The 20,929-nt window shown below is 75.8% G+C and carries 3 protein-coding genes; all 3 read right to left on the reverse strand.

The window, feature by feature from the left end; genetic code table 11:
- Window positions 1-44: 44 nt before the first annotated feature.
- Genes SXIN_RS02425 through SXIN_RS02435 form a run of 3 tightly spaced genes read right to left on the reverse strand, consistent with a single transcriptional unit; the run spans window position 45 to window position 20,919 of the window.
- Entirely contained in the window at window positions 45-272 is a 228-nt protein-coding gene (locus SXIN_RS02425; protein WP_019708090.1) for an MbtH family protein, read from the reverse strand.
- Window positions 269-6,979 (reverse strand): amino acid adenylation domain-containing protein, encoded by a 6,711-nt coding sequence (locus SXIN_RS02430; RefSeq protein WP_095756510.1) that lies wholly within the window; start codon window positions 6,977-6,979, stop codon window positions 269-271. Before SXIN_RS02430 ends, SXIN_RS02425 begins: the two co-directional genes overlap by 4 nt.
- A gap of 11 nt (window positions 6,980-6,990) precedes the next feature.
- Window positions 6,991-20,919 carry a non-ribosomal peptide synthetase gene (locus tag SXIN_RS02435; RefSeq protein ID WP_095756511.1) on the reverse strand — a complete coding sequence of 4,643 codons (13,929 nt, stop codon included), beginning with the start codon at window positions 20,917-20,919 and terminating at the stop codon, window positions 6,991-6,993.
- Window positions 20,920-20,929: the final 10 nt, after the last annotated feature.

Genomic DNA, 20,929 nt, shown 5'->3' on the forward strand with positions numbered 1-20,929 from the left:
TGGTGTCCGCCGGGGCGTTGTCCGGGTTGCGTCAGAGGCTGTTGTCAGGGTGCCGCGGTCTCCTGCCGGTCCATTTCCTCGACCAGGCTCTTGGGGCGCATGTCCGTCCAGGTCTCCTCGATGAATTCGAGGCATTCCCGGCGGCTGCCCTCCTCGTGAACGACCGTCCATCCCTCGGGCTTCTCGGCGAACGCGGGCCACAGCGAGTACTGCCCCTCGTCGTTGACGAGAACCAGGAAGGTGCCGTTCTCGTTGTCGAACGGATTGGTCATGACTCGGTCCTTTCCGATGTCTTTTCCTCAGCCGCCCGGAGCTTTTCCGTGACGACGTGTCCGATGCCCGGCAGATGCGCGGGCCGCAGCAGGTCGTAATGGCCGGCCCGCACCTCGTGCGGCTCGATTCCGCCCCCGATGTGGGGACGCCAGCTCTCCACCGCCTGCCGTACCGGCGGTTCACCGGGCCGGTCGGCGGTGGCGACGAAGAGCAGCAGATCCCCGCCGAAGCGGCGCGGGGTGTGGTCCGGCGCGAAACCGGACATGTTGCGCAGCACCTTCTCCAGGTTCGCCCGGGCCCGGTCGCTCAGGCCCGTGGAGCGGTAGAGGTCGGCCATGGCGCCCTCCCCGCCGTCCCGGAGCACGGAGTAGCCGTCCTCCCGCCGCCCGTCCCCGTTCCGGAAGCGGGACGTGGCGGCGCTGCCGGGATAGGCGTCGAGCAGCGCCAGCAGCGCCACCTCCTCGCCCAGTTCCTCCAGCCGGACGGCGACGGCCTGGGCGATGACGCCGCCGATGGACCAGCCCAGGAGGTGGTAGGGGCCGGACGGCTGCACGGAGCGGATCTCGTCCGCGTAGTCGCGGGCCATCTCCTCGACACTGCCCGGCAGCGGCTCCGGCCGCGCGAGTCCCCGCGCCTGCACCCCGTACACCGGCAGGTCGGCCGGGAGATACGGCAGCAGAGCGCCGTATCCCCAGCTCAGGCCCATGCCGGGATGGACGCAGAACAGCGGCGGGCGGCTGCCCCCGGGCCGCAGCGGCAGCAGCACACCCAGGTCGCCGCGGCTGCCGCCGGCACGGCGGGCTCCGGCCGCACGCTCCCGGCCGGCGTCCGCGGAGCTCACCGCGAGCAGCCCGGTGCGGGTGCGCCGGGCCCGCTCGCCGGTGCGGAACATCCGTTCCCCCGGCGGGCCGAAGGGGCAGGCGGTGAACCGTCCGGCGGTGAGGCCCGGACGGTCCGCATAGCCGCGCGCCACCGGGACTCCCGCCAGATAGAGGTCGCCCGTGGCGCCCGGCGGTACGGGCCGGAGGCGGTCGTCGAGCACGTAGGCTCGGGTGTTCGCCACCGGCCGGCCGGCCCGGAGGTCCGCCGGGGCGGCCTCGCCCGGGCCGGTGCGGCTCTCCAGCCAGGCGCCGCCCGTCTCCGCGGCGCCGTGGCAGGACACCGTGACGGCCCCGTGGGGGCGCCCGGGCGCGTCCGGGGCGCCGTCCGCCTCCGCCGGCCCGCCCGCGTCCATGACCAGGGCCTCCGCGAACTCCGCTGCGGGGACGGGCCGTTCACCCGCTCCCGGGCCGCCCGCGCCGGGTACGGACGCGGACGGTCCGCCGTCCGGCGGCTCCGGCAGCGCGCTCGGCAGCAGCGCACGGGTGGTGACCAGCAGCCGCCGTGCGCGTTCCGGGCTCGTGAGGGTTCCGGCGGCTGGCTGCTGCCGGTCCCCGTCCGGCAGGCCCAGGCGGACGCTGCCCCCCGCGCACAGCGCCGCGAGCAGCGGGACGAGCAGCAGGGGGAGCGGAGCGCGGGTGTCGAGCACCGTCTCCGAGCCGGCCACCGCCGATGCCCGCGCCCGGTGCGCCGCGTGGCCGGCCAGGGTGTGGTGTTCGACGACCAGGTCCGCGCCGGCCGGGCCGGGAAGGAGGAGCGCCGGGTGACCGGGCAGCGGCGGCGCGCGGTCCGGCACGGCGGCGAGGGGCCCGGCCGCCGCGGCGCCGGGCGCGCCACCGCCGGCCGCGGCTGCGCCGGGTGTGCCGCTGCCGGGCGCGGCGTCCGGTCCGGCCGGGGCCGGACCGCCGGTCGCCACGACGGGCACGCCGGGGCCGTCCGGTGTCCGCCCGCCCCGCGCCGCGTCGCACACCAGGGCCGCGATCGGCATCCGTCCGGGTCCCGGGTCCACGCCGTCCAGGGGCCGCGTCGGATCGGCCAGGCGGCAGGCGGCCCCGGACTCCCACGCCGCGAGGAGCGCGACCACCAGCGCGGTGGCGGGGGGCTGCGCCACCAGGACGGCGGTGTCCGGACCGGCGCCCAGGGCGGTCAGCCGCCGGGCGAGCAGATCCGTCGCGGAGCGCAGCTCACGGTACGTCAGTGAGCCGTCCGGTCCGCTGACGGCGACGGCGCCGGGGGTCCGTGCGGCCTGCGCGGCCACAGCCGCCACGACCGTGGGCCACGGAACGTCCGCCGCCGCACCGTGCCCCGTCTCCAGGAGCCGCCGGTGCTCGTCCGCGCCGAGCAGGACGTCCACCGCGCTCAGCCGCCGGTCCGGGTCGGCCGCCACCTGCTCCAGGACCGTCGTCAGCCGCCGCGCCAGCTCCTCCGCGGTGGCCCGGTCGAAGAGTTCCGCGGCGTAGCGGAGCCGGCCCTCGATGCCGCCGAGATCCCCGTCGGGCCGGTACAGCTCGGTGAGGACGACCGACAGGTCGAGTTCGGTGGACTCGGGGTCCACGTCCAGGCGGCTGGTGCGCAGCCCGGGCAGTTCCCAGGGGTCCCACGCCTCCTCGACACTGTCGTCCAGTTCCAGGACGACCTGGAACACCGGGTGGCGCGCCAGCGAGGGAGGCAGCCGCAGCGCGTCCGCCACGCGCTCGAACGGCACGTCCCGGTGCTCGCGCGCTTCCTGGCCGCCCGCCTGCGCCCGGCCGAGCAGGTCGCGGAAGGCGGGATCGCCGGAGGCGTCCGTACGCAGCGCCAGGGGCCCGGCGAAGGGTCCCACCAGCCCTTCCAGACCGGCCTCGTCGCGGCGCGGGATCACCGTTCCGACGGTGACGTCGGTGCCGGCGCCGAGCCGGGCGAGCAGCGTCACGAGCGCGGCCTGCACCACCGTGAAGGTCGTCGTGCCGGCGTCGTCGGCCAGGTCGGCCAGGCGGGTGTGCAGATCCGCGCCGATGCGCAGCGGTACGGAGCCGGCCCGGTGGGAGGCCACGGAGGGCCGCGGCCGGTCGGCCGGCAGGGGCAGCTCGGCGTCCAGACCCGCCAGGGTGTCCTTCCAGTACCCGAGCTGGTCGTTGACCAGGCTCTCCGGTTCCCGCTCGCCCCGGAGCAGCTCCCGCTCCCAGAGCGCGTAGTCGGAGAACTGCACGGGCAGCGGGGCCCGTTCGGGCATCCGGCCCTCGCGGCGCGCGCCGTAGGCGGTGGCCAGGTCGCGGACGAGGACGTCCACGGACGCGTCGTCGGCGGCGATCCGGTGCACCACCAGGAGCAGGACGTGCTCGGTGTCCGACAGCGCGAAGAGGTGCTGGGTCCACGGTGTCTCACGGCTGAGATCGAACGCGTGCGCGGCGTGGGCGGACAGCAGGTCCGGCAGCTCCTCCTCGGTCGCCGCCGTGACGGCCGGGGCGGGGCGCGCGGCGTCGGCGTCCAGGACGCGCTGGCGCAGGTCACCGCCCCGGGTTCCGTCGAAGGTCGTCCGCAGGATCTCGTGCCGCGCCGCGACGTCCCCCAGCGCGGCCCACAGCGCCCGGTGGTCCAGATCGCCGCCGAGGCGCAGCGCGACGGGGATCCGGTGCACGCCCGCCTCGTCACCGAGCCGGGACATCAGCCAGGTGCGCAACTGGCCCGCGGTGACGGGGACGTCCTCCCGCCGGGCGGCCGCTTCGAGCACGGGGCGGGCCTTCGTGGCCAGCAGCCGGGCCACACCGACCGGGGTCGGGGAGCCGAAGAACTGGCGGACGGCCGGCTCGGCGCCGAACTCCTCGCGGACCCGGCCGGCGAGCCGCATGGCCAGCCCCGAGTCGCCGCCCAGGTCGAAGAAGTTGTCGTCGGGGCCCACCCGTTCGAGGTCGAGCACCTCGGCGAAGAGCCGGCACAGCGTCTCCTCGACGGCGGTCCGGGGCGCACGGCCGGAGACCCGTTCGGCGAAGTCGGGGGCGGGCAGCGCCCTGCGGTCCACCTTGCCGTTGGCGGTCACGGGGAGCGCGGCCATCGCCAGCACGGCGGCCGGGACCATGTACTCCGGCAGCACCGCGGCGGCCCGCTCGCGCACGGCCTGCGGGTCCACGCCCTCGGGCCCCTCGGGCACCACGTAGCCGACCAGCCGGCGCTCACCCGGGCCGTCGTCACGGGCCACCACCACAGCCTGGGCGACGCCCGGGTACGCGGCCAGGGCCGCCTCCACCTCGCCGGGCTCCACGCGGAACCCGCGGATCTTGACCTGCTCGTCCGCGCGGCCGGCGAAGAGAAGCTCACCGTCCCGGGTCCAGCGCACCAGGTCGCCGGTGCGGTACATCCGCTCGCCCGGGAGGAACGGGCAGGCCACGAACCGCTCGGCCGTCGGGCCCGGCCGGTCCCAGTAACCGCGCGCCAACCCCGCACCGGATACGTACAGTTCGCCGGTCACGCCCGGCGGCACCGGGTGGAGGAAGGCGTCCAGCACGAACACCCGCCGCCCCGGCAGCGGACGGCCGATCGGCAGCACCTCCCCCAGCACCTCCCCGGGACGCAACTCGTGCCAGGTCGCGCACAACGTCGTCTCCGTCGGCCCGTACAGATGCCGCACCGACACCTCCGGGCACGCCTCCCGCACCCGCGCCACCGCCCCCGGCGGCACGACATCACCACCGGTCAGCACCTGACGCAGACCCCGGAAACACTCCGGGGACTCCTCCGCCAGCACCCGGAACGAACCAGCCGTCACATGCAACGCGGTCACACCGCCGGTCACATGGCGGCGTACCTGCCCGGCGTCCACGACGCCCGGTTCGGCGACCACCACCCGCGCACCGGCGACGAGGGGCACCCACACCTCGAACAGCGAGGCGTCGAACGCGTGCGGGGCGTGCATCAGCACCGCATCGTCCGGCCCGACCGACCAGGCGGCTTCGCCGACCAGCGCCGCCACACCGCCGTGCGGCACCGCCACACCCTTCGGCACCCCCGTCGAACCCGACGTGTACATCACATACGCCACGTCCCCGGGGTTCACCTCGGCCGCCACCTCACCTTTGTGCGCAGCGAGTTCGGACAGCGACCCGGGATCGTCGAGGACCACCGTCCGCGCGGCGGCATCCTTCGGCACCGCGCCCCGCGTCGCCTCCGTGCACAGCACCACCACCGGAGCGGCATCGGCCAGCACGAACGCCACCCGCTCCACCGGAGAACCCGTATCCACCGGCACGTAGGCCGCCCCAGCCCTCCACACCCCGAGCAGGGTCACCAGCAGATCCGCCGACCGCTCCATCACCACCGCGACCCGGTCACCACGCCCCACACCCAGCGAGGACAGATACCCCGCGAGGCGCCCCGCCGCCCCGTCCAACTCCCCGTACGTCAGCGACCGTTCAACCTCCACCACCGCCACCGCGCCCGGCGCCTCCCGCACCCGCCCCGCCACCAGCTCCGGCACCGACGGCCCCGGCGCCACCGGCGCCCCGCCGCGCTCCTCCCGGGCGGTGCCCCGCACGGGTCCGTCGAGCACTCCGATCCGTCCGACCGGCGCGGAGGGTTCCGCCACCATCCGTCCCAGCACCCGCGTCAGTGCGCGGAGGACGGACTCGGCCGTGGCGCGGTCGAAGAGGTCCGGCCGGTGTTCGAGCTTGAGGTGCATCCGGTCGCCGGGCGCGACGACCAGGGTGAACGGGTAGTGCGCCGCCTCGCGGGAGAACCCGTCGGGCCTGATGACCAGGGCGTCCCGGTCCGGTGCCGGTGCGGCGGGCGGACGGGGGAAGCTCTCGTACACCAGGAGCGTGTCGAACACCGCTCCCGGCCCCGCGGTCTTCTGGATCTCCAGGATGCCCAGGTGCTGGTGGGCCATCAGCGCGGACTGCCGGTCCTGGAGCCGCTGGAGCATCTCCCGCACCGGCTGGGCGCCGTCGAGCGGTACCCGTACCGGCAGGGTGTTGATGAGCAGCCCCACCATCGATTCGACCCCGGGCAGTTCCGGGGGACGCCCCGCCATGGTGGCGCCGAAGACCACGTCCGTACGGCCCGCGAGGCGCGCCAGCACCAGCGCCCAGGCGCCCTGCACCACGGTGTTGACGGTCACGCCCGCCGTGCGGGCCAGCTCCGCCAGGCCGCGGGTCAGCGCTTCCGGTAGGTCGCCGCTGACGCTCCCGGGGAAGACGGGGAGCCGGTCGGGGACGGCGGGGGCGACCAGCGTCGGCTCGCCGGCCCCGGCGAGCTCCGCCTTCCAGGCGGCGTGCGCGGCCTCTTTGTCCTGCCGGTTGAGCCAGGCCAGGTACTCGCGGTAGGAGGTGGTGCCGGGGAGTACGGAGGCGTCGCCGCCCGCCGCGTAGACCGCGGAGAGCTCTCCGATCAGGACGGGGGCCGACCAGCCGTCCATGAGGATGTGGTGACTGGTCATCACCAGGCGGTGACGGTTCTCGCCGAGGCGGACGAGCAGCAGCCGCAGCAGGGGCGCCACCGCCGGGTCGAAGCGCTCCGCCCGTTCGCTCTCCGCCAGCCGGTCCGCGGCGGCGAGCGCGTCGGCCGCGGGGAGCCCCGACACGTCCTCCTCGCGCCAGGGCAGCGCCACGTCCCGTGCGATGACCTGCACCATCTGTGCCCCGCTCACCTGGCGGAAGCAGGCGCGCAGCGCGGCGTGCCGGTCCAGCAGCGCCTCCCACGACCTCCGCAGCCTCCCCGGGTCCAGCGGGCCTTCCAGCGCGAGGGCGGACTGGACGGTGTAGACGTCGGGGCCCCGGTCGTCGAAGGCGGCGTGGAACAGCAGCCCCTCCTGCAGCGGCGACAGCGGCCACACGTCCTCGACAGGGGATCGGGTCATCGTGTCTCTCCTCACCAGAGCTTGCGGTGCGTCGGCTGTGCCTTCTCATCGGCGAGCCCGGCTTCGAGCTCCTCGATCTGGTTCTGCGCGAGGTCGAGGAGGGGGAAGTCGGAGGGCGTGTGGCCGCCGGCGGCGGGATCGGCGGTGTGGGCGGCCAAGCCGCCCAGCAGGTCCAGCCATGCCCGGCCCAGTCGCTCCGCCGCGGCTTCGTCCAGCACGGCGGCGGGCCAGCTCAGCGTAAGCGTCAGCTCCGGGCCCACGGGAGTGTCCACGATGGCCGCGGCCGCTTCGAGAGCGTGCTCGCAGGGCATGCCGGGGTCGGCCGAGCCGCCGATGGCCGTGTCACCGGCCATCTGCCAGGGGCCGACCGGGCCCCGGCGGCTGCCGGCGGTGAAGCGCCCCAGGTAGTTGAAGCCGATCTGCGGGCCGGGGAGGGCCGCCAGCACCGGTCCGGTCCCGGCGTTGAGATGGCGCAGCAGCCCGTGGCCGAGCCCGTCACCCGGCACCGCCCGCACCTGTTCCTTGGCGGCCTTCAGCAGCGCGCCGGCCGCGGGGCCGCCCGCGGCCGCGCCGGCGAGGTCCACACCGGCGGCGTCGAGCCGGACCGGGTGGGTACTGGTGAACCAGCCCACCGTGCGGGACAGATCGGTGCCCTCGACCGGTTCCCGGCCGTGGCCCTCCACCTCCACCAGGACGGCGGTGCGGCCGTCCTGCCGGGTCCGTGCCACGGCGCCCGCCAGCCCGGCCAGCAGTACCTCGTGCACCCCGCAGTGGAACGCGGCCGGGGTGCGGCCGGCCAGGATGGCGGCCTCTCGCGCGGGAACCGTCCAGGACCGGCGGCGCAGGGTCTCCGCGGTGTCCCGGGCCGGGTCCAGCGCGCGGGTGAACGGCAGCGGGTCAGGATCGCCCAGCAGGGCTTTCCAGGCCGGGAGTTCGGCGACCCGGCCGGGGTCGCCGGCCTGGGCGGCCAGCAGGTTCGCCCACCGCCGGAAGGAGGTTCCGACGGGGTCGAGCACCGGTTCGCGTCCCGCCGCCGCGGCCTCGCAGGCCATGGCCAGGTCCGGTACCAGCACCCGCCAGGACACCCCGTCGACGGCCAGGTGGTGGACGACGAGGACCAGCCGCCCGGTCCGTCCGGGCCCGGCGTCGACCCAGACGGCTTGCAGCATTACGCCCGCGCGGGGGTCGAGCCGTTCCACGGCCTCCCGCGCGGCCCGGCCGGCGACGGCGTCCAGCGAGCCGTCGTCCGCGCCGCCGGCGTCCACCCGCGTGACGAGGTCCGCGGGGTCGGCCGTGCCGGGCTCGCCGGCCACGAGGAGCGGCTCCCCGTCGTCGCCGGTCTCCACCCGGGCCCGCAGCATGTCGTGGCGGTCGAGGACGGCGACCAGGCCGGCCGTCAGCACCTCGCGTCCCAGGCCGCCCGGTGCGCCGACCACCGCCCACTGCGCGAACCGGGGCCGGAGGGCGCGTTCGCCGAGTGCCAGCATGACGGGGGTCCGGGGCACCTCGCCGGTGCCGATGTCGTCCACGTCCTCCGCGGCGGCGCCGGCCGGTCCGGCCACGGCGGCCAGCCGTTCGGGCGTCTTCTCCTCGAAGACCTGCCGTGGCGTCACCGCATAGCCGGCGCGCCGGGCGCGGGACGCGAGCTGCATCGAGGAGATGGAGTCGCCGCCCAGTTCGAAGAAGCTGTCGTCGGCCCCGGCCCGCTCCAGCCCCAGCACCTCGGCGAACAGGTCGCAGAACACCGTCTCGGCCGCCGTCCGCGGCTCCCGCCCGGAAACCTTCCCGTCGTAGTCGGGGGCCGGCAGGGCCCGGCGGTCCACCTTGCCGTTCGCGGTGAGCGGCAGCCGGTCCAGCGGTACGAACACCGACGGCACCATGGGGTCCGGAAGGCGCTCAGCGGTGAACTCGCGCAGCGCGCCGAGCAGTTCCTCGACGGGCCGCGCCTCGGCGGGGCCGTCGCCCGGCCGGGGCGGGGCGGGGACGACATAGCCGACGAGGCGGTCGCCGCCGGGGCCGTCCCGGCGCGCCACGACCACGGCCCCGGCGACCCCGGGATGCGCGGACAGCACCGCCTCGACCTCTCCCGGTTCGATCCGGTGGCCGCGCACCTTGACCTGGGTGTCGGCGCGGCCGGTGAAGACGAGTTCGCCGTCCCCGGTCCAGCGCGCCAGGTCGCCGGTGCGGTACATCCGCTCCCCGGGGACGAAGGGGCAGGCGACGAACCGCTCCGCCGTCAGGTCCGGGCGCCCCCGGTAGCCGCGGGCCAGTCCGGGGCCGGTGACGTACAGCTCGCCGACCGCCCCCGGCGGTACGGGTTGCAGGAAGCCGTCGAGGACGTAGGCCCGCGTGTTCGCCATCGGGCGTCCGACCGGCACCTCGGCACCGCCGGGTGACAGGGGCGCGCTCATCGCCGCGCACACCGTCACCTCGGTGGGGCCGTACGCGTTCACCATCCGCCGCCCGGCGGACCAGCGGTCCGCCAGGGCCGCCGGGCAGGCCTCGCCGGCGACCACCAGGGTCTCCAGGCCGCCGGGCAGCTCCTCCTCCGTGGCCAGCACGCTCGGCGGCACCGTCACATGGGTGGCACCCGTCGCGCGCAGCGCCTCGCCCAGCGGCACCTGCGGCGGCAGACCCTCCGGGCCGGTCAGCACCAGTGCGGCGCCGGACAGCAGCGCCATGCAGAGTTCGGAGACGGCCGCGTCGAAGCTGAGCGAGGCGAACTGGAGCACCCGGGAGCCGGGTTCCACCGCGAACCGCTCGATCTGTGCCCGGGCCAGGTTGCCCAGTCCCCGGTGGGACACCACCACACCCTTCGGCACACCGGTCGATCCGGAGGTGTGGATGACGTAGGCGGCGTTGCGGACGTCCAGCGGTGCGCGGCGCTCCCCGTCCGACAGCGGGCCGGGCGGGCGGGCGGCGACGGCCCCGGCGGTCTCCGGGTCGTCCAGGACGACCAGCCGGCCCGGGAAGTCCGGCGGTACCGCCTCCCGGGTCTCCCGGGTGCACACCACCACCGCCGGCTCCGTGTCGCGGAACACGAACGCGATGCGCTCGGCGGGGTGGGCCGGGTCCACCGGTACGAAGGCCCCGCCGGCCGCGGACACCGCCAGCACGGACGTCACCAGCGCCGCGGACCTCGGCACCATGACGGCCACCGCGTCCTCCGGGCCGACGCCCGCACGGGTCAGATGACGGGCCAGCCGGTTCGTCCCGGCCTCCAGCTCGCCGTAGGTCAGCGTCCGCTCGCCGTCCGCCACGGCCACCGCGTCCCGTGACCGCTCCGCCTGCCGGCGGAACAACTCCGGCAGCGGAGCGGCGGCGGACGGCGCCGCGGTCCGGTTCCAGGTGTCCAGGGTGAGCGTGCGCTGCTCCGGCCCCAGTACGCCCACCCGCGCCACGGGCGCGGAGGGGTCCGCGGCCATCTGCTCCAGGACCCGGGCGAGCGAGGCCACCAGGTCCTCGGCCCAGGCGCGCGGGAACACGTCGGGCCGGTAGACGAGTTCGCCGCGCATCCGCTCGCCGGGCACCGCGATCAGCGTCAGCGGGTAGTGGCCGGTGTCCTCCGGCTTGCCGCCGGGCCGGATGGTCAGCGTGCCGGGCGAGGGCTCCCGGAGAGCGGGGCGGGGGTAGTTCTCGTACACCACGAGCGTGTCGAAGACGGCACCCGGACCGGCGAGCCGGCGGATCTCGGGGAGACCGACGTGCTGATGGGACATCAGCGCGACCTGCCGGTCCCGCAGGCCGGTGAGCATCGCGGCGACGGACTCCTCCCCCGCCGGGTCGACCCGCACCGGCAGGGTGTTGAGGAACAGGCCGACCATGGACTCCACGCGCGGCAGTTCCTCGGGCCGCCCCGCCACCGTCGCGCCGAACACCACGTCCGTCCGGCCCGCCAGCCGCGCCAGCAGCAGCGCCCACGCGCCCTGGACCACCGTGTTGACGGTCAGCCCGTGGGCGCGCGTCAGGGCGTCCACGGCGCGGGTGAGGTCCTCCGGGAACGCGAACGGGACGCGGTCCGGCACCGCCGGGGCCAGGGCCGCGTCCCCGGGCACGGCCAGCGTCGGCTCGTCCAGGCCGGCGAACTCCGCGCGCCACGCCTCCCGGGCCGCCTCCTTGTCCTGCCGTTCCAGCCAGGCGAGGTACTCCCGGTACGAGGTCGCCGGCGGCAGGGCCCGGGCGTCGTCGCCGCCCGCCTCGTACAGCACGGACAGTTCACCGATGATCACCGGCAGGGACCAGCCGTCCGTGACGATGTGATGGCTGGTGACGACCTGGACGTGCCGGTCCCGGCCGAGCCGGACCAGCAGCAGGCGCAGCAGCGGTGCCCGGGTGACGTCGAGCCGCCGGGCCCGCTCCTCCCGGACCAGCCGGTCCAGGCCCGCCCGCGCCTCGTCCTCCGGCAGCCCGGAGAGATCGGACTCGTGCCAGGGCAGTTCCACCTCCCCCGCGATGACCTGCACGGCCTCGCCGGACTCCAGGCGGTGGAAGCTCGCCCGCAGCACCGGGTGCCGGTCCGTCAGCGTCCGCCACGCGGACCGCAGCCGGTCCGCGTCGAGCGGCCCGTCCAGGGCCAGGACGCGCTGCCCCTCGTAGAGGTCCGGGCCGCGGTCGTCGAAGCCGGCGTGGAAGAGCAGCCCTTCCTGCAGCGGGGAGAGCGGCCAGATGTCCACCAGGCCCGGCACCGCGGCCTCCAGCCGCTCCACGCTCTCCCGGGCGAGATCCACGAGGGGGAAGTCGGAGGGGGTGTGCCCGCCCGCGGCGGGGTCGGCGGTGTGCGCGGCCAGGCCGGCGAGCAGGTCCAGCCAGAGCCGGCCCAGCCGGTCCGCCTCCGTCTCGTCGAGCACCTGTTCCGGCCAGCTCAGCGTCAGTGTCAGCTCCGGTCCCCCGGCGGTGTCCAGGACGGCCGCGCCCGCTTCCAGTGCGTGCCGGGCGGGCATGTCCGGGTCGACGGAGCCGCCGATCGCCGCGTCACCGGCCATCTGCCAGGCGGAGACCGCGGTGTCCTCGCCGGCCCGCGGTCCGGCGGCGAACCGCCCCAGATAGTTGAACGCGATCTGCGGGCCGGGCAGGGCGGCCAGGGCGGGCCCGGTGCCGGGGTTGAGGTGGCGCAGCAGTCCGTGGCCGAGTCCGTCGCCGGGCACCGCCCGGAGCTGCTCCTTGACGGTCTTCAGCAGTTCGCCGGCCGCGGGACCGCCGGTGAGCACGGCGTCCAGGTCGACGCCCGCCGGGTCCAGACGGGCCGGGTGGGTACTGGTGAACCAGCCCACGGTGCGGGACAGGTCGGCTCCCTCCAGCGGTTCGCGGCCGTGCCCCTCGATGTCGATCAGCGTCGCGGAGCCGGTGTCCGGGCGCCAGCGGGCGACCGCTCCGGCCAGGGCGGCCAGCAGCACCTCGCGCACCCCGCAGTGGAAGGCCGCCGGCATCCGGCCCGCCAGCACCCCGGCCTGTTCCGCGGGCACCGTCCACGAGCGGCGGCGCACGGTCGCGGCGGTGTCCCGCGCCGGGTCCGGGGCGCGCCGCCCGACGGGGGCCGTCTCCTCTCCGAGCAGGGCGGTCCAGGCATCGAGTTCGGCGGTCCGCTCCTCCGAGACCGCCTGCTCGGCGAGGAGGCCGGCCCATCGGCGGAACGGTGTTTCCACCGGGTCGAGCGACGGCTCGCGCCCGGCCGCCACGGCCTCGTACGCGGCTTCCAGGTCGGGCAGCAGGATGCGCCAGGAGACGCCGTCCACGACGAGGTGATGTGCCGCCAGGACGAGCCGGCCGGGGCGGTCGGGGCCGGCGTCCACCCACACCACCCGGAAGACCGCTCCGAGCGTGGGGTCGAGCCCTTCCGCGGCCTCCCGCGCCGCGCGGCCCGCGATGCCGTCCAGATCGCCGTCCGCCGCCCCGGTGGCGTCCAGCCGGCCGATCCGCCCGGCCGCGTCCACCGAGCCGCGCTCGCCGACGGCCAGCACGCGCTCCGTCCCGTCCCCGCTCACCCGGGCCCGCAGCATGTCGTGCGTGTCCAGCACGGCGCCGACAGCGGCCACGAGGGCGTCGCGCCGCAGTCCGGCCGGTGCCCCGACGATCGCCCACTGCGCGAGGCCGGGCCGGGCGGCCCGGTCACCGAGCTCCCGCATCACCGGTGTCCAGGGCACCTCGCCCGCGCCCGTGCCCGTGTCCGCGCCGGGCGCGGAGGTTTCCCGGGCCGCGCTGCGGGCGACGGCAGCCAGTCCGGCGGGGGTCTCGTGCTCGAAGACGTCCTGGGCCTTGAACAGCAGGTCCGCGCGGCGGGCACGGGCGGCCAGCTGCATCGACATGATCGAGTCCCCGCCGAGCGAGAAGAAACTGTCCTCGACGCCGACCCGCTCCACACCCAGCACCTCGGCGAAGAGCCGGCACAGCGTCTCCTCCGCCACCGTCCGCGGCTCACGGCCGGCGGCGGCGCCCTCGAACTCCGGGGCGGGGAGCGCCTTGCGGTCCACCTTGCCGTTCTCCGTGACCGGAAGCGCGTCCAGGACGAGGACGGCGGCCGGGACCATGTACTCCGGCAGCACCGCGGCGGCCCGCTCGCGCACGGCCTGCGGGTCCACGCCCTCGGGCCCCTCGGGCACCACGTAGCCGACCAGCCGGCGTTCACCCGGCCGGTCCTCCCGTGCCACCACCACCGCCTGCGCGACAGCCGGGTGGGCGGCCAACACCGCCTCCACCTCGCCGGGTTCGACACGGTAGCCCCGGATCTTCACCTGCTCGTCCGCGCGGCCGGCGAAGAGAAGCTCACCGTCCTCGGTCCAGCGGACCAGGTCGCCGGTGCGGTACATCCGCTCGCCCGGGAGGAACGGGCAGGCCACGAACCGCTCGCCCGTCGGGCCCGGCCCGCCCCAGTAACCGCGCGCCAACCCCGCACCGGATACGTACAGTTCACCGGTCACACCCGGCGGCACCGGCTGCAGGAAGGCGTCCAGCACGAACACCCGCCGCCCCGGCAGCGGACGGCCGATCGGCAGCACCTCCCCCAGCACCTCCCCGGGACGCAACTCGTGCCAGGTCGCGCACAACGTCGTCTCCGTCGGCCCGTACAGATGCCGCACCGACACCTCCGGGCACGCCTCCCGCACCCGCGCCACCGAGGCGACCGGCACCACGTCACCGCCCGTCAGCACCTGACGCAGACCCCGGAAACACTCCGGGGACTCCTCCGCCAGCACCCGGAACGAACCAGCCGTCACATGCAACGCGGTCACACCGCCGGCTATGTGCTGCCGCACCTGCTGGGCCTCGACCGCGCCCGGTTCGGCGACCACCACCCGCGCACCGGCGACGAGGGGCACCCACACCTCGAACAGCGAGGCGTCGAACGCGTGCGGGGCGTGCATCAGCACCGCGTCACCCGACCCGACCGACCACTCCCGCTCCCCGACCAGCGCCGCCACACCGCCGTGCGGCACCGCCACACCCTTCGGCACCCCCGTCGAGCCGGACGTGTACATCACATACGCCACGTCCCCGGCACTCACGGGAGCGCCCGGCCAGGGCTCCCGGGCGGTGACCTCGGCCGCCACCGACACACTGTCCAGCACCACCACCGGGGCGGCGGTGTCCTCCGGGATCACACCCCGCGTCGTCTCCGTGCACAGCACCACCACCGGAGCGGCATCGGCCAGCACGAACGCCACCCGCTCCACCGGAGTACTGGCCTCCACCGGCACATACGCCGCACCGGCCTTCCACACCCCCAGCAGCGCCACCAGCAGATCCGCCGACCGCTCCATCACCACCGCGACCCGCTCACCACGCCCCACACCCAACGAGGAGAGATACGCCGCCAGACGCCCCGCCCCGTCGTCCAACTCCCCGTAGGACAGCGGCCGTTCGCCATCGACGACGGCCACCGCGTCCGGCGTCGTCCGCGCCCGCGCCGCGACCAGCTCCGGCACCGCCGGCTCCGGCGGCCGGTCGGCCGACGCGCTCCAGCCCTCGACGGTCCGGCCGCGCTCGACCGGGTCCACCACGTCCAGCCGTCCCAGCGGCACCGACGGGTCCGCCGCGATCTGCTCCAGCACCCGCACGACGCCCCGCGCGATCCTGGCGGCGCTCTCGTGGCCGAACAGATCCGGCCGGTAGGTGACATGGACCCGGAGGTGCTCTCCGGGAACGGCCCCCACCGCCAGGGGGTAGTGGGTGCCGGCCAGGGTCTTCAGCTGCCTGATCGCCACTCCGCCGTCCGTCCCCGCGGGGCCGGAGAGCTCGGGCGCGTTCCGCGGGTAGTTCTCGAACATCAGCATCGTGTCGAAGACCGCGCCCGGCCCCGCGAGTTGCTGGATCTCCGGCAGCCCGAGGTGCTGGTGCGCGATCAGCGCCGACTGGTGCTCCTGCAGTTCCCGGAGCATGTCCCGCACCGGCTGGGCCCCGTCCAGCCGTACCCGCACGGGCAGCGTGTTGATGAACAGGCCGACCATCGACTCGACGTCGGGCAGTTCGGGCGGCCGCCCGGCGACGGTGCCGCCGAACACCACGTCCGTACGGCCCGTCAGCCGCGCGAGCACCAGCGCCCAGGCGCCCTGCACCAGGGTGTTCACCGTCAGTCCGTGGGCGCGCGCCCGCCCGGTCAGTGCCCGGGTGCTCTCCGCGGACAGCTCCGCGGAGCTCACGACCGGTGTCACGGGGGCCCGGCCCGGGTCCGCCGGGGCCACCAGTACCGGTTCGGCGACCCCGGACAGTTCCGCGCGCCACGCGGCCCGGGCCGCCTCCTTGTCCTGCCCCGCCAGCCAGGCCAGGTGGTTCCGGTAGGAGGCGGCCGGCCGCAGGGCGGCGTCCGTGCCTCGGCCCGCCGCGTACAGCGCGGACACCTCGTTGAGGACGACCGGCATGGACCAGCCGTCGATCAGGATGTGGTGGCTGGTGATGGCCAGCCGGTACCGGTTTCGGGCGAGCCGGACGAGCAGCAGCCGCAGCAGCGGCGGCTTCGCCAGGTCGAAGCGCTCCGCCAGTTCGTTCGCGGCCAGCCGCTCCGCCTCCGCCAGGGCCTCGGTCTCCGGCAGGCCGGACAGATCGGCCTCGCGCCAGGGCAGTTCCACCCGCCGGGCGACGACCTGCACGGCCTCGCCGGAGGTCAGGCGGTGGAAGCCCGCCCGCAGGACCGCGTGCCGGGCCGGCAGCTCCTCCCAGGCCGCCCGGAGCCGGGCGGTGTCCAGCGGCCCGTCGAGCCCCAGCAGGCGCTGGCTCTGGTAGACGTCCGGCCCCTCCTGGTCGAAGGTGGCGTGGAAGAGCATGCCCTCCTGGAGCGGCGACAGCGGCCACACGTCCGCCGGTTCCGGGACGCACGCCTCCAGTTCCGCCAGGCCGTCCCGCGTCAGGCCGGCCAGCGGGAAGTCGGACGGGGTGTGCCCGCCGGCCCCGGGGCGGGCGGAGTGGGCGGCCAGGCCGCTCAGCATCCGCCGCCAGGAGCGCCCCAGTTCCTCCGCCTCGGACTCGTCCAGAATCCCGCCGGGCCAGCTCAGGGTGAGGGTCAGCTCGGGACCTCCGGGGGTGTCGCGGACGGCCGCGTTCGCCTCGACGGCGTGCGGGGCGGGCAGGCCCGGGTCGGCCGAGCCGCCGATCGCCGTCTCACCGGCCAACTGCCAGGCGGCGACCGGTTCCTCCCGCGGTCCGGCGGCGAACCGGCCGAGATAGTTGAAGCCGATCTGCGCGCCCGGCAGGGCGGCGAGGGCGGGGCCGGCAGTGGGGTCGAGGTGGCGCAGCAGCCCGTGGCCGAGCCCGTCGCCCGGCACCGCGCGTGCCTGCTCCTTGACCGTCTTCAGCAGCTCCCCGGCCGCGGCGCCCCCGGCCGGGACCTCGCCGGTTCCGATGCCGGACAGGTCCAGCCGGACCGGGTGGGACCGGGTGAACCAGCCCACCGTGCGGGACAGGTCGGCTCCCTCCAGCGGTTCGCGGCCGTGGCCCTCCACGTCCACCACGAGCGCGGCGCCAGTGCCGCTGCCGTCACCGCCGTGGCCGGTGCCGCCGTCGTACCGGTGCGCGACCGCGCCCGCGAGTCCCGCCAGCAGGACGTCCTGCACCCCGCAGTGGAACGCCTCCGGTGTCCTGCCGGTGAGGACGGCCGCCTCGTGCTGCGGCACCACCCATGAGCGGTGGCGCATGGTCGCGGCGGTGTCCCGCGCCGGGTCCGGCGCGCGCCGCCCGACGGGGAGCCGTTCGCCGCCGAGCAGGGCCGCCCAGTCGCCCAGTTCGGCGAGCCGGTCTCCGGAGGCCGCCTGTCCGGCCAGCAGGCCGGCCCACCGCCGGAACGAGGTGCCCACCGGGTCCAGTTCCGGCTTCCGGCCGGCCGCCGCGGCCTCGTACGCGGCCCGCAGATCCGGCAGCAGGATGCGCCAGGAGACGCCGTCGACCACCAGATGGTGGATCACCAGCGCGAGCCGGCCGGTCCGCTCCGGCCCGGCGTCCACCCACACCGCCCGGACCATCGCGCCCGCCGAGGGGTCCAGCCGCTCGGCGGCCTCCCGCGCCGCCCGGGCGGCGATCCCGTCCAGCGCGCCGGGTTCCGCTCCGGTGGCGTCCACCCGGCCGACCAGGGCGGCGGCATCGGCGGATCCGGGCCGGCCGACCGTGAAGCGGGGTTCCCCGCCGTCGAGTACCGCACGGGCCCGCAGCATGGCGTGATGGTCGAGGAGGGCGGCCAGCCCGGCCGCCAGCGTCCCGGGGTCGAGCCCGGCGGGGGCGCCGACCACCGCCCACTGCGCGAACCGCGGACGGGCGGCCCGTTCGCCCAGTTCCCGCATCACCGGTGTCCAGGGCGCCTCGCCTACGCCCGTGTCCCGCGCGTTCCCCGCTCCGCGGCCCGCGGTCCCGGGCCTCCGCGCCACGAGCGCCAGCCGCTCGGGGGTCTTCTCGTCGAACACCTGCCGCGGTGTGAGCACCAGTCCCGCGCGGCGGGCCCGGGCGACGAGCTGCATGGAGGAGATCGAGTCACCGCCCAGCGTGAAGAAGCCGTCCTCGGCACCGACCCGCTCCAGACCCAGGACGTCCGCGAAGAGCCCGCACAGCACGGTCTCGTTCTCCGTCCGGGGTTCCCGTCCGGACACGCGTCCGGCGAAGTCGGGGGCGGGCAGGGCCGCGCGGTCGACCTTGCCGTTACGGGTCACGGGCAGCGCGTCCAGCACCAGCACCACCGCGGGCACCATGTACTCGGGCAGCAGTTCGACGGCGTGCTCGCGCACGGCTTCCCCGGCCGGCTTCTCCGCGTCTCCGTCCGGGACGACGTAGCCGACCAGGCGGCGCTCGCCCGGCCGGTCCTCCCGTGCCACCACCACGGCCTGGGCGACGGCGGGGTGTGTGGCCAGGGCCGCCTCCACCTCGCCCGGCTCCACCCGGAATCCGCGGATCTTGACCTGCGCGTCGACCCGTCCGGCGAAGAGGAGTTCCCCGTCGTCGGTCCAGCGCACCAGGTCGCCGGTGCGGTACATCCGCTCCCCGGGGACGAACGGGCAGGCGACGAACCGCTCGGCGCTCGGAGCCGGCCGGTCCCAGTAGCCCTGCCCCAACCCGGCGCCGGAGACATAGAGTTCGCCGGTCACACCGGGCGGGACCGGCTGGAGGAAGGCGTCCAGCACGAACACCTGGCGGCTGGGCAGCGGACGCCCGATGGGCAGCACCGGACCGACGCGCTCCGCGCCCGGCCTCCACACCCGCCAGGTCGCGCACAGTGTGGTCTCCGTGGGCCCGTACAGATGGCGCACGGAGACCTCCGGGCACGCCTCCCGCACCCGGGCCACCGAGGCGACCGGCACCACGTCGCCGCCGGTCAGCACCTCCCGCAGGCCGCGGAAGCAGTCCGGCGTCTCGGCCGCGAGGACGCGGAACGAACCGGCGGTCAGGTGCACCGCCGTGACACCCCTGTCCGTGATCTCCGCGCGCACCCGCTGGGCGTCCACCACGCCGGGCTCCGCCACGACCACACGGCCTCCGGCGGCGAGCGGAACCCACACCTCGAACAGCGATACGTCGAACGCGTGCGGGGCGTGCATCAGCACCGAGTCGTCCGGCCCGACCGACCAGCCTGCTTCGCCGACCAGCGCCGCGACACTGCCGTGCGGCACCGCCACACCCTTCGGCACCCCCGTCGAACCGGACGTGTACATCACGTACGCCACGTCCCGCGGACCCACCGGAACGGACAACGGCACCTCCACGGCGGCCAGTTCGACCGCCAGGGCCGGGTCGTCCGATACCAGCACCCGCGCGGCGCTGTCCTCCGGGATCACACCGCGCGTCTCCTCCGTGCACAGCACCACCACCGGAGCCGCGTCCTCCAGCACGAACGCCACCCGCTCCACCGGAGAACCGGCGTCCACCGGCACATAGGCCGCCCCGGCCTTCCACACCGCCAGCAGCGCCACCAGCAGATCCGCCGACCGCTCCATCACCACCGCGACCCGGTCACCACGCCGCACACCCAGCCCGTGGAGACACCCCGCCAGACGACCCGCCGCCTCACCCAACTCCCCGTACGACAGCGACCGTTCACCGTCCACCACCGCCACCGCGCCCGGCGCCTCCCGCACCCGCACCGCCACCAGCTCCGGCACCGGCACCTCCGGCGGCTCACCCGCCGTCGCACTCCAGCCCTCCAGCACCAGCCCGCGCTCCAGGCCGTCCACCACGCCGATCCGGCCCACCGGGACCGACGGGTCCGCGGCCATCTGCTCCAGCACCAGCTCCAGCCGCCGGAAGACCGACCCGGCGGTGTCCCGGTCGAAGAGGTCGGGCCGGTAGTCGAGCTTGCAGCGCATGCGGTCGCCGGGCGCGACGACCAGCGTGAACGGGTAGTGCGCGGTCTCCCGCCCCTCGGCGAAGCCCAGGGTGAAGGTGTCCGGGGCGGGCGGGCCGGCGGGGGGACGCGGATAGTTCTCGTACACGACGAGCGTGTCGAACACCGCTCCGGCACCCGCGAGCTGCTGGACCTCCGGCAACCCGAGGTGCTGGTGGGCCATCAGCGCGGACTGGCGCTCCTGCAGTGCGGCCAGCATCTCCGCCACCGGCTGCTCCGCGTCGAGCGGCACCCGCACGGGAAGGGTGTTGATGAACAGGCCGACCATCGACTCGACACCCGGTAACTCCGCGGGCCGCCCGGCCACGGTGCCGCCGAAGACCACGTCCGTGCGGCCCGCCAGCCGCGCCAGCACCAGCGCCCAGGCGCCCTGCATCACCGTGTTGACCGTGAGTCCCCGGGCGCGGGCGAACTCCACCAGCCGCCGGCTCAGGTCCTCGGGGAAGTCGGTGATCAGACTCTCCGGGATCACGGGCATCCTGCCGGGATCGGCCGGTGCCACGAGCGTCGGTTCGTCGGCACCGGCCAGCGCGGCCCGCCACGCCGTCCGCGCCGCCTGCTTGTCCTGGCGTCCCAGCCACGCCAGGTAGTCCCGGTAGGACGCGACCGGAGGGAGGCCGTCCGCGGTCCCGCCCGCCGCGTACACCGTGGACAGTTCCCCGAGCAGCACCGGCATGGACCAGCCGTCCATGAGGACGTGGTGGCTGGTGACGACCAGCCGGTGCCGCTCCTCGCCGGTCCGGATCAGCAGCAGCCGCAGCAGGGGCGCCACCGCGGGGTCGAACCGCTCGGCCCGCTCCTCCGCGGCCAGCCGCTCCATCTCGGCCCGCGCCTCGTCCCCGGCCAGTCCGGAGACATCGGCCTCGCGCCAGGGCAGTTCCACCTCCCGCGCGATGACCTGCACGGCCTCCCCGGACCTGCGCCGGCGGAAGCCCGCCCGCAGCGCCGCGTGCCGGGCCAGCAGCGCCTCCCACGACACCCGCAGCCGGCCCGCCTCCACCGGGCCGGTCAGATCGAGCATCCGCTGCCCCTGGTAGACGTCGGGCCCCCGGTCGTCGAAGGCGGCGTGGAACAGCAGCCCCTCCTGCAGCGGCGACAGCGGCCACACGTCCTCGACAAGGGATCGGGTCATCGCTTCTCTC

This window comes from Streptomyces xinghaiensis S187 (genome assembly GCF_000220705.2).
Classification (GTDB): domain Bacteria; phylum Actinomycetota; class Actinomycetes; order Streptomycetales; family Streptomycetaceae; genus Streptomyces; species Streptomyces xinghaiensis.

Excerpts from the sequence above, each read along its gene's own strand:
- SXIN_RS02425 (WP_019708090.1), bottom strand. The coding sequence starts at position 272 with ATGACCAATCCGTTCGACAACGAGAACGGCACCTTCCTGGTTCTCGTC.
- SXIN_RS02430 (WP_095756510.1), bottom strand. The coding sequence starts at position 6,979 with ATGACCCGATCCCCTGTCGAGGACGTGTGGCCGCTGTCGCCGCTGCAG.
- SXIN_RS02435 (WP_095756511.1), bottom strand. The coding sequence starts at position 20,919 with ATGACCCGATCCCTTGTCGAGGACGTGTGGCCGCTGTCGCCGCTGCAG.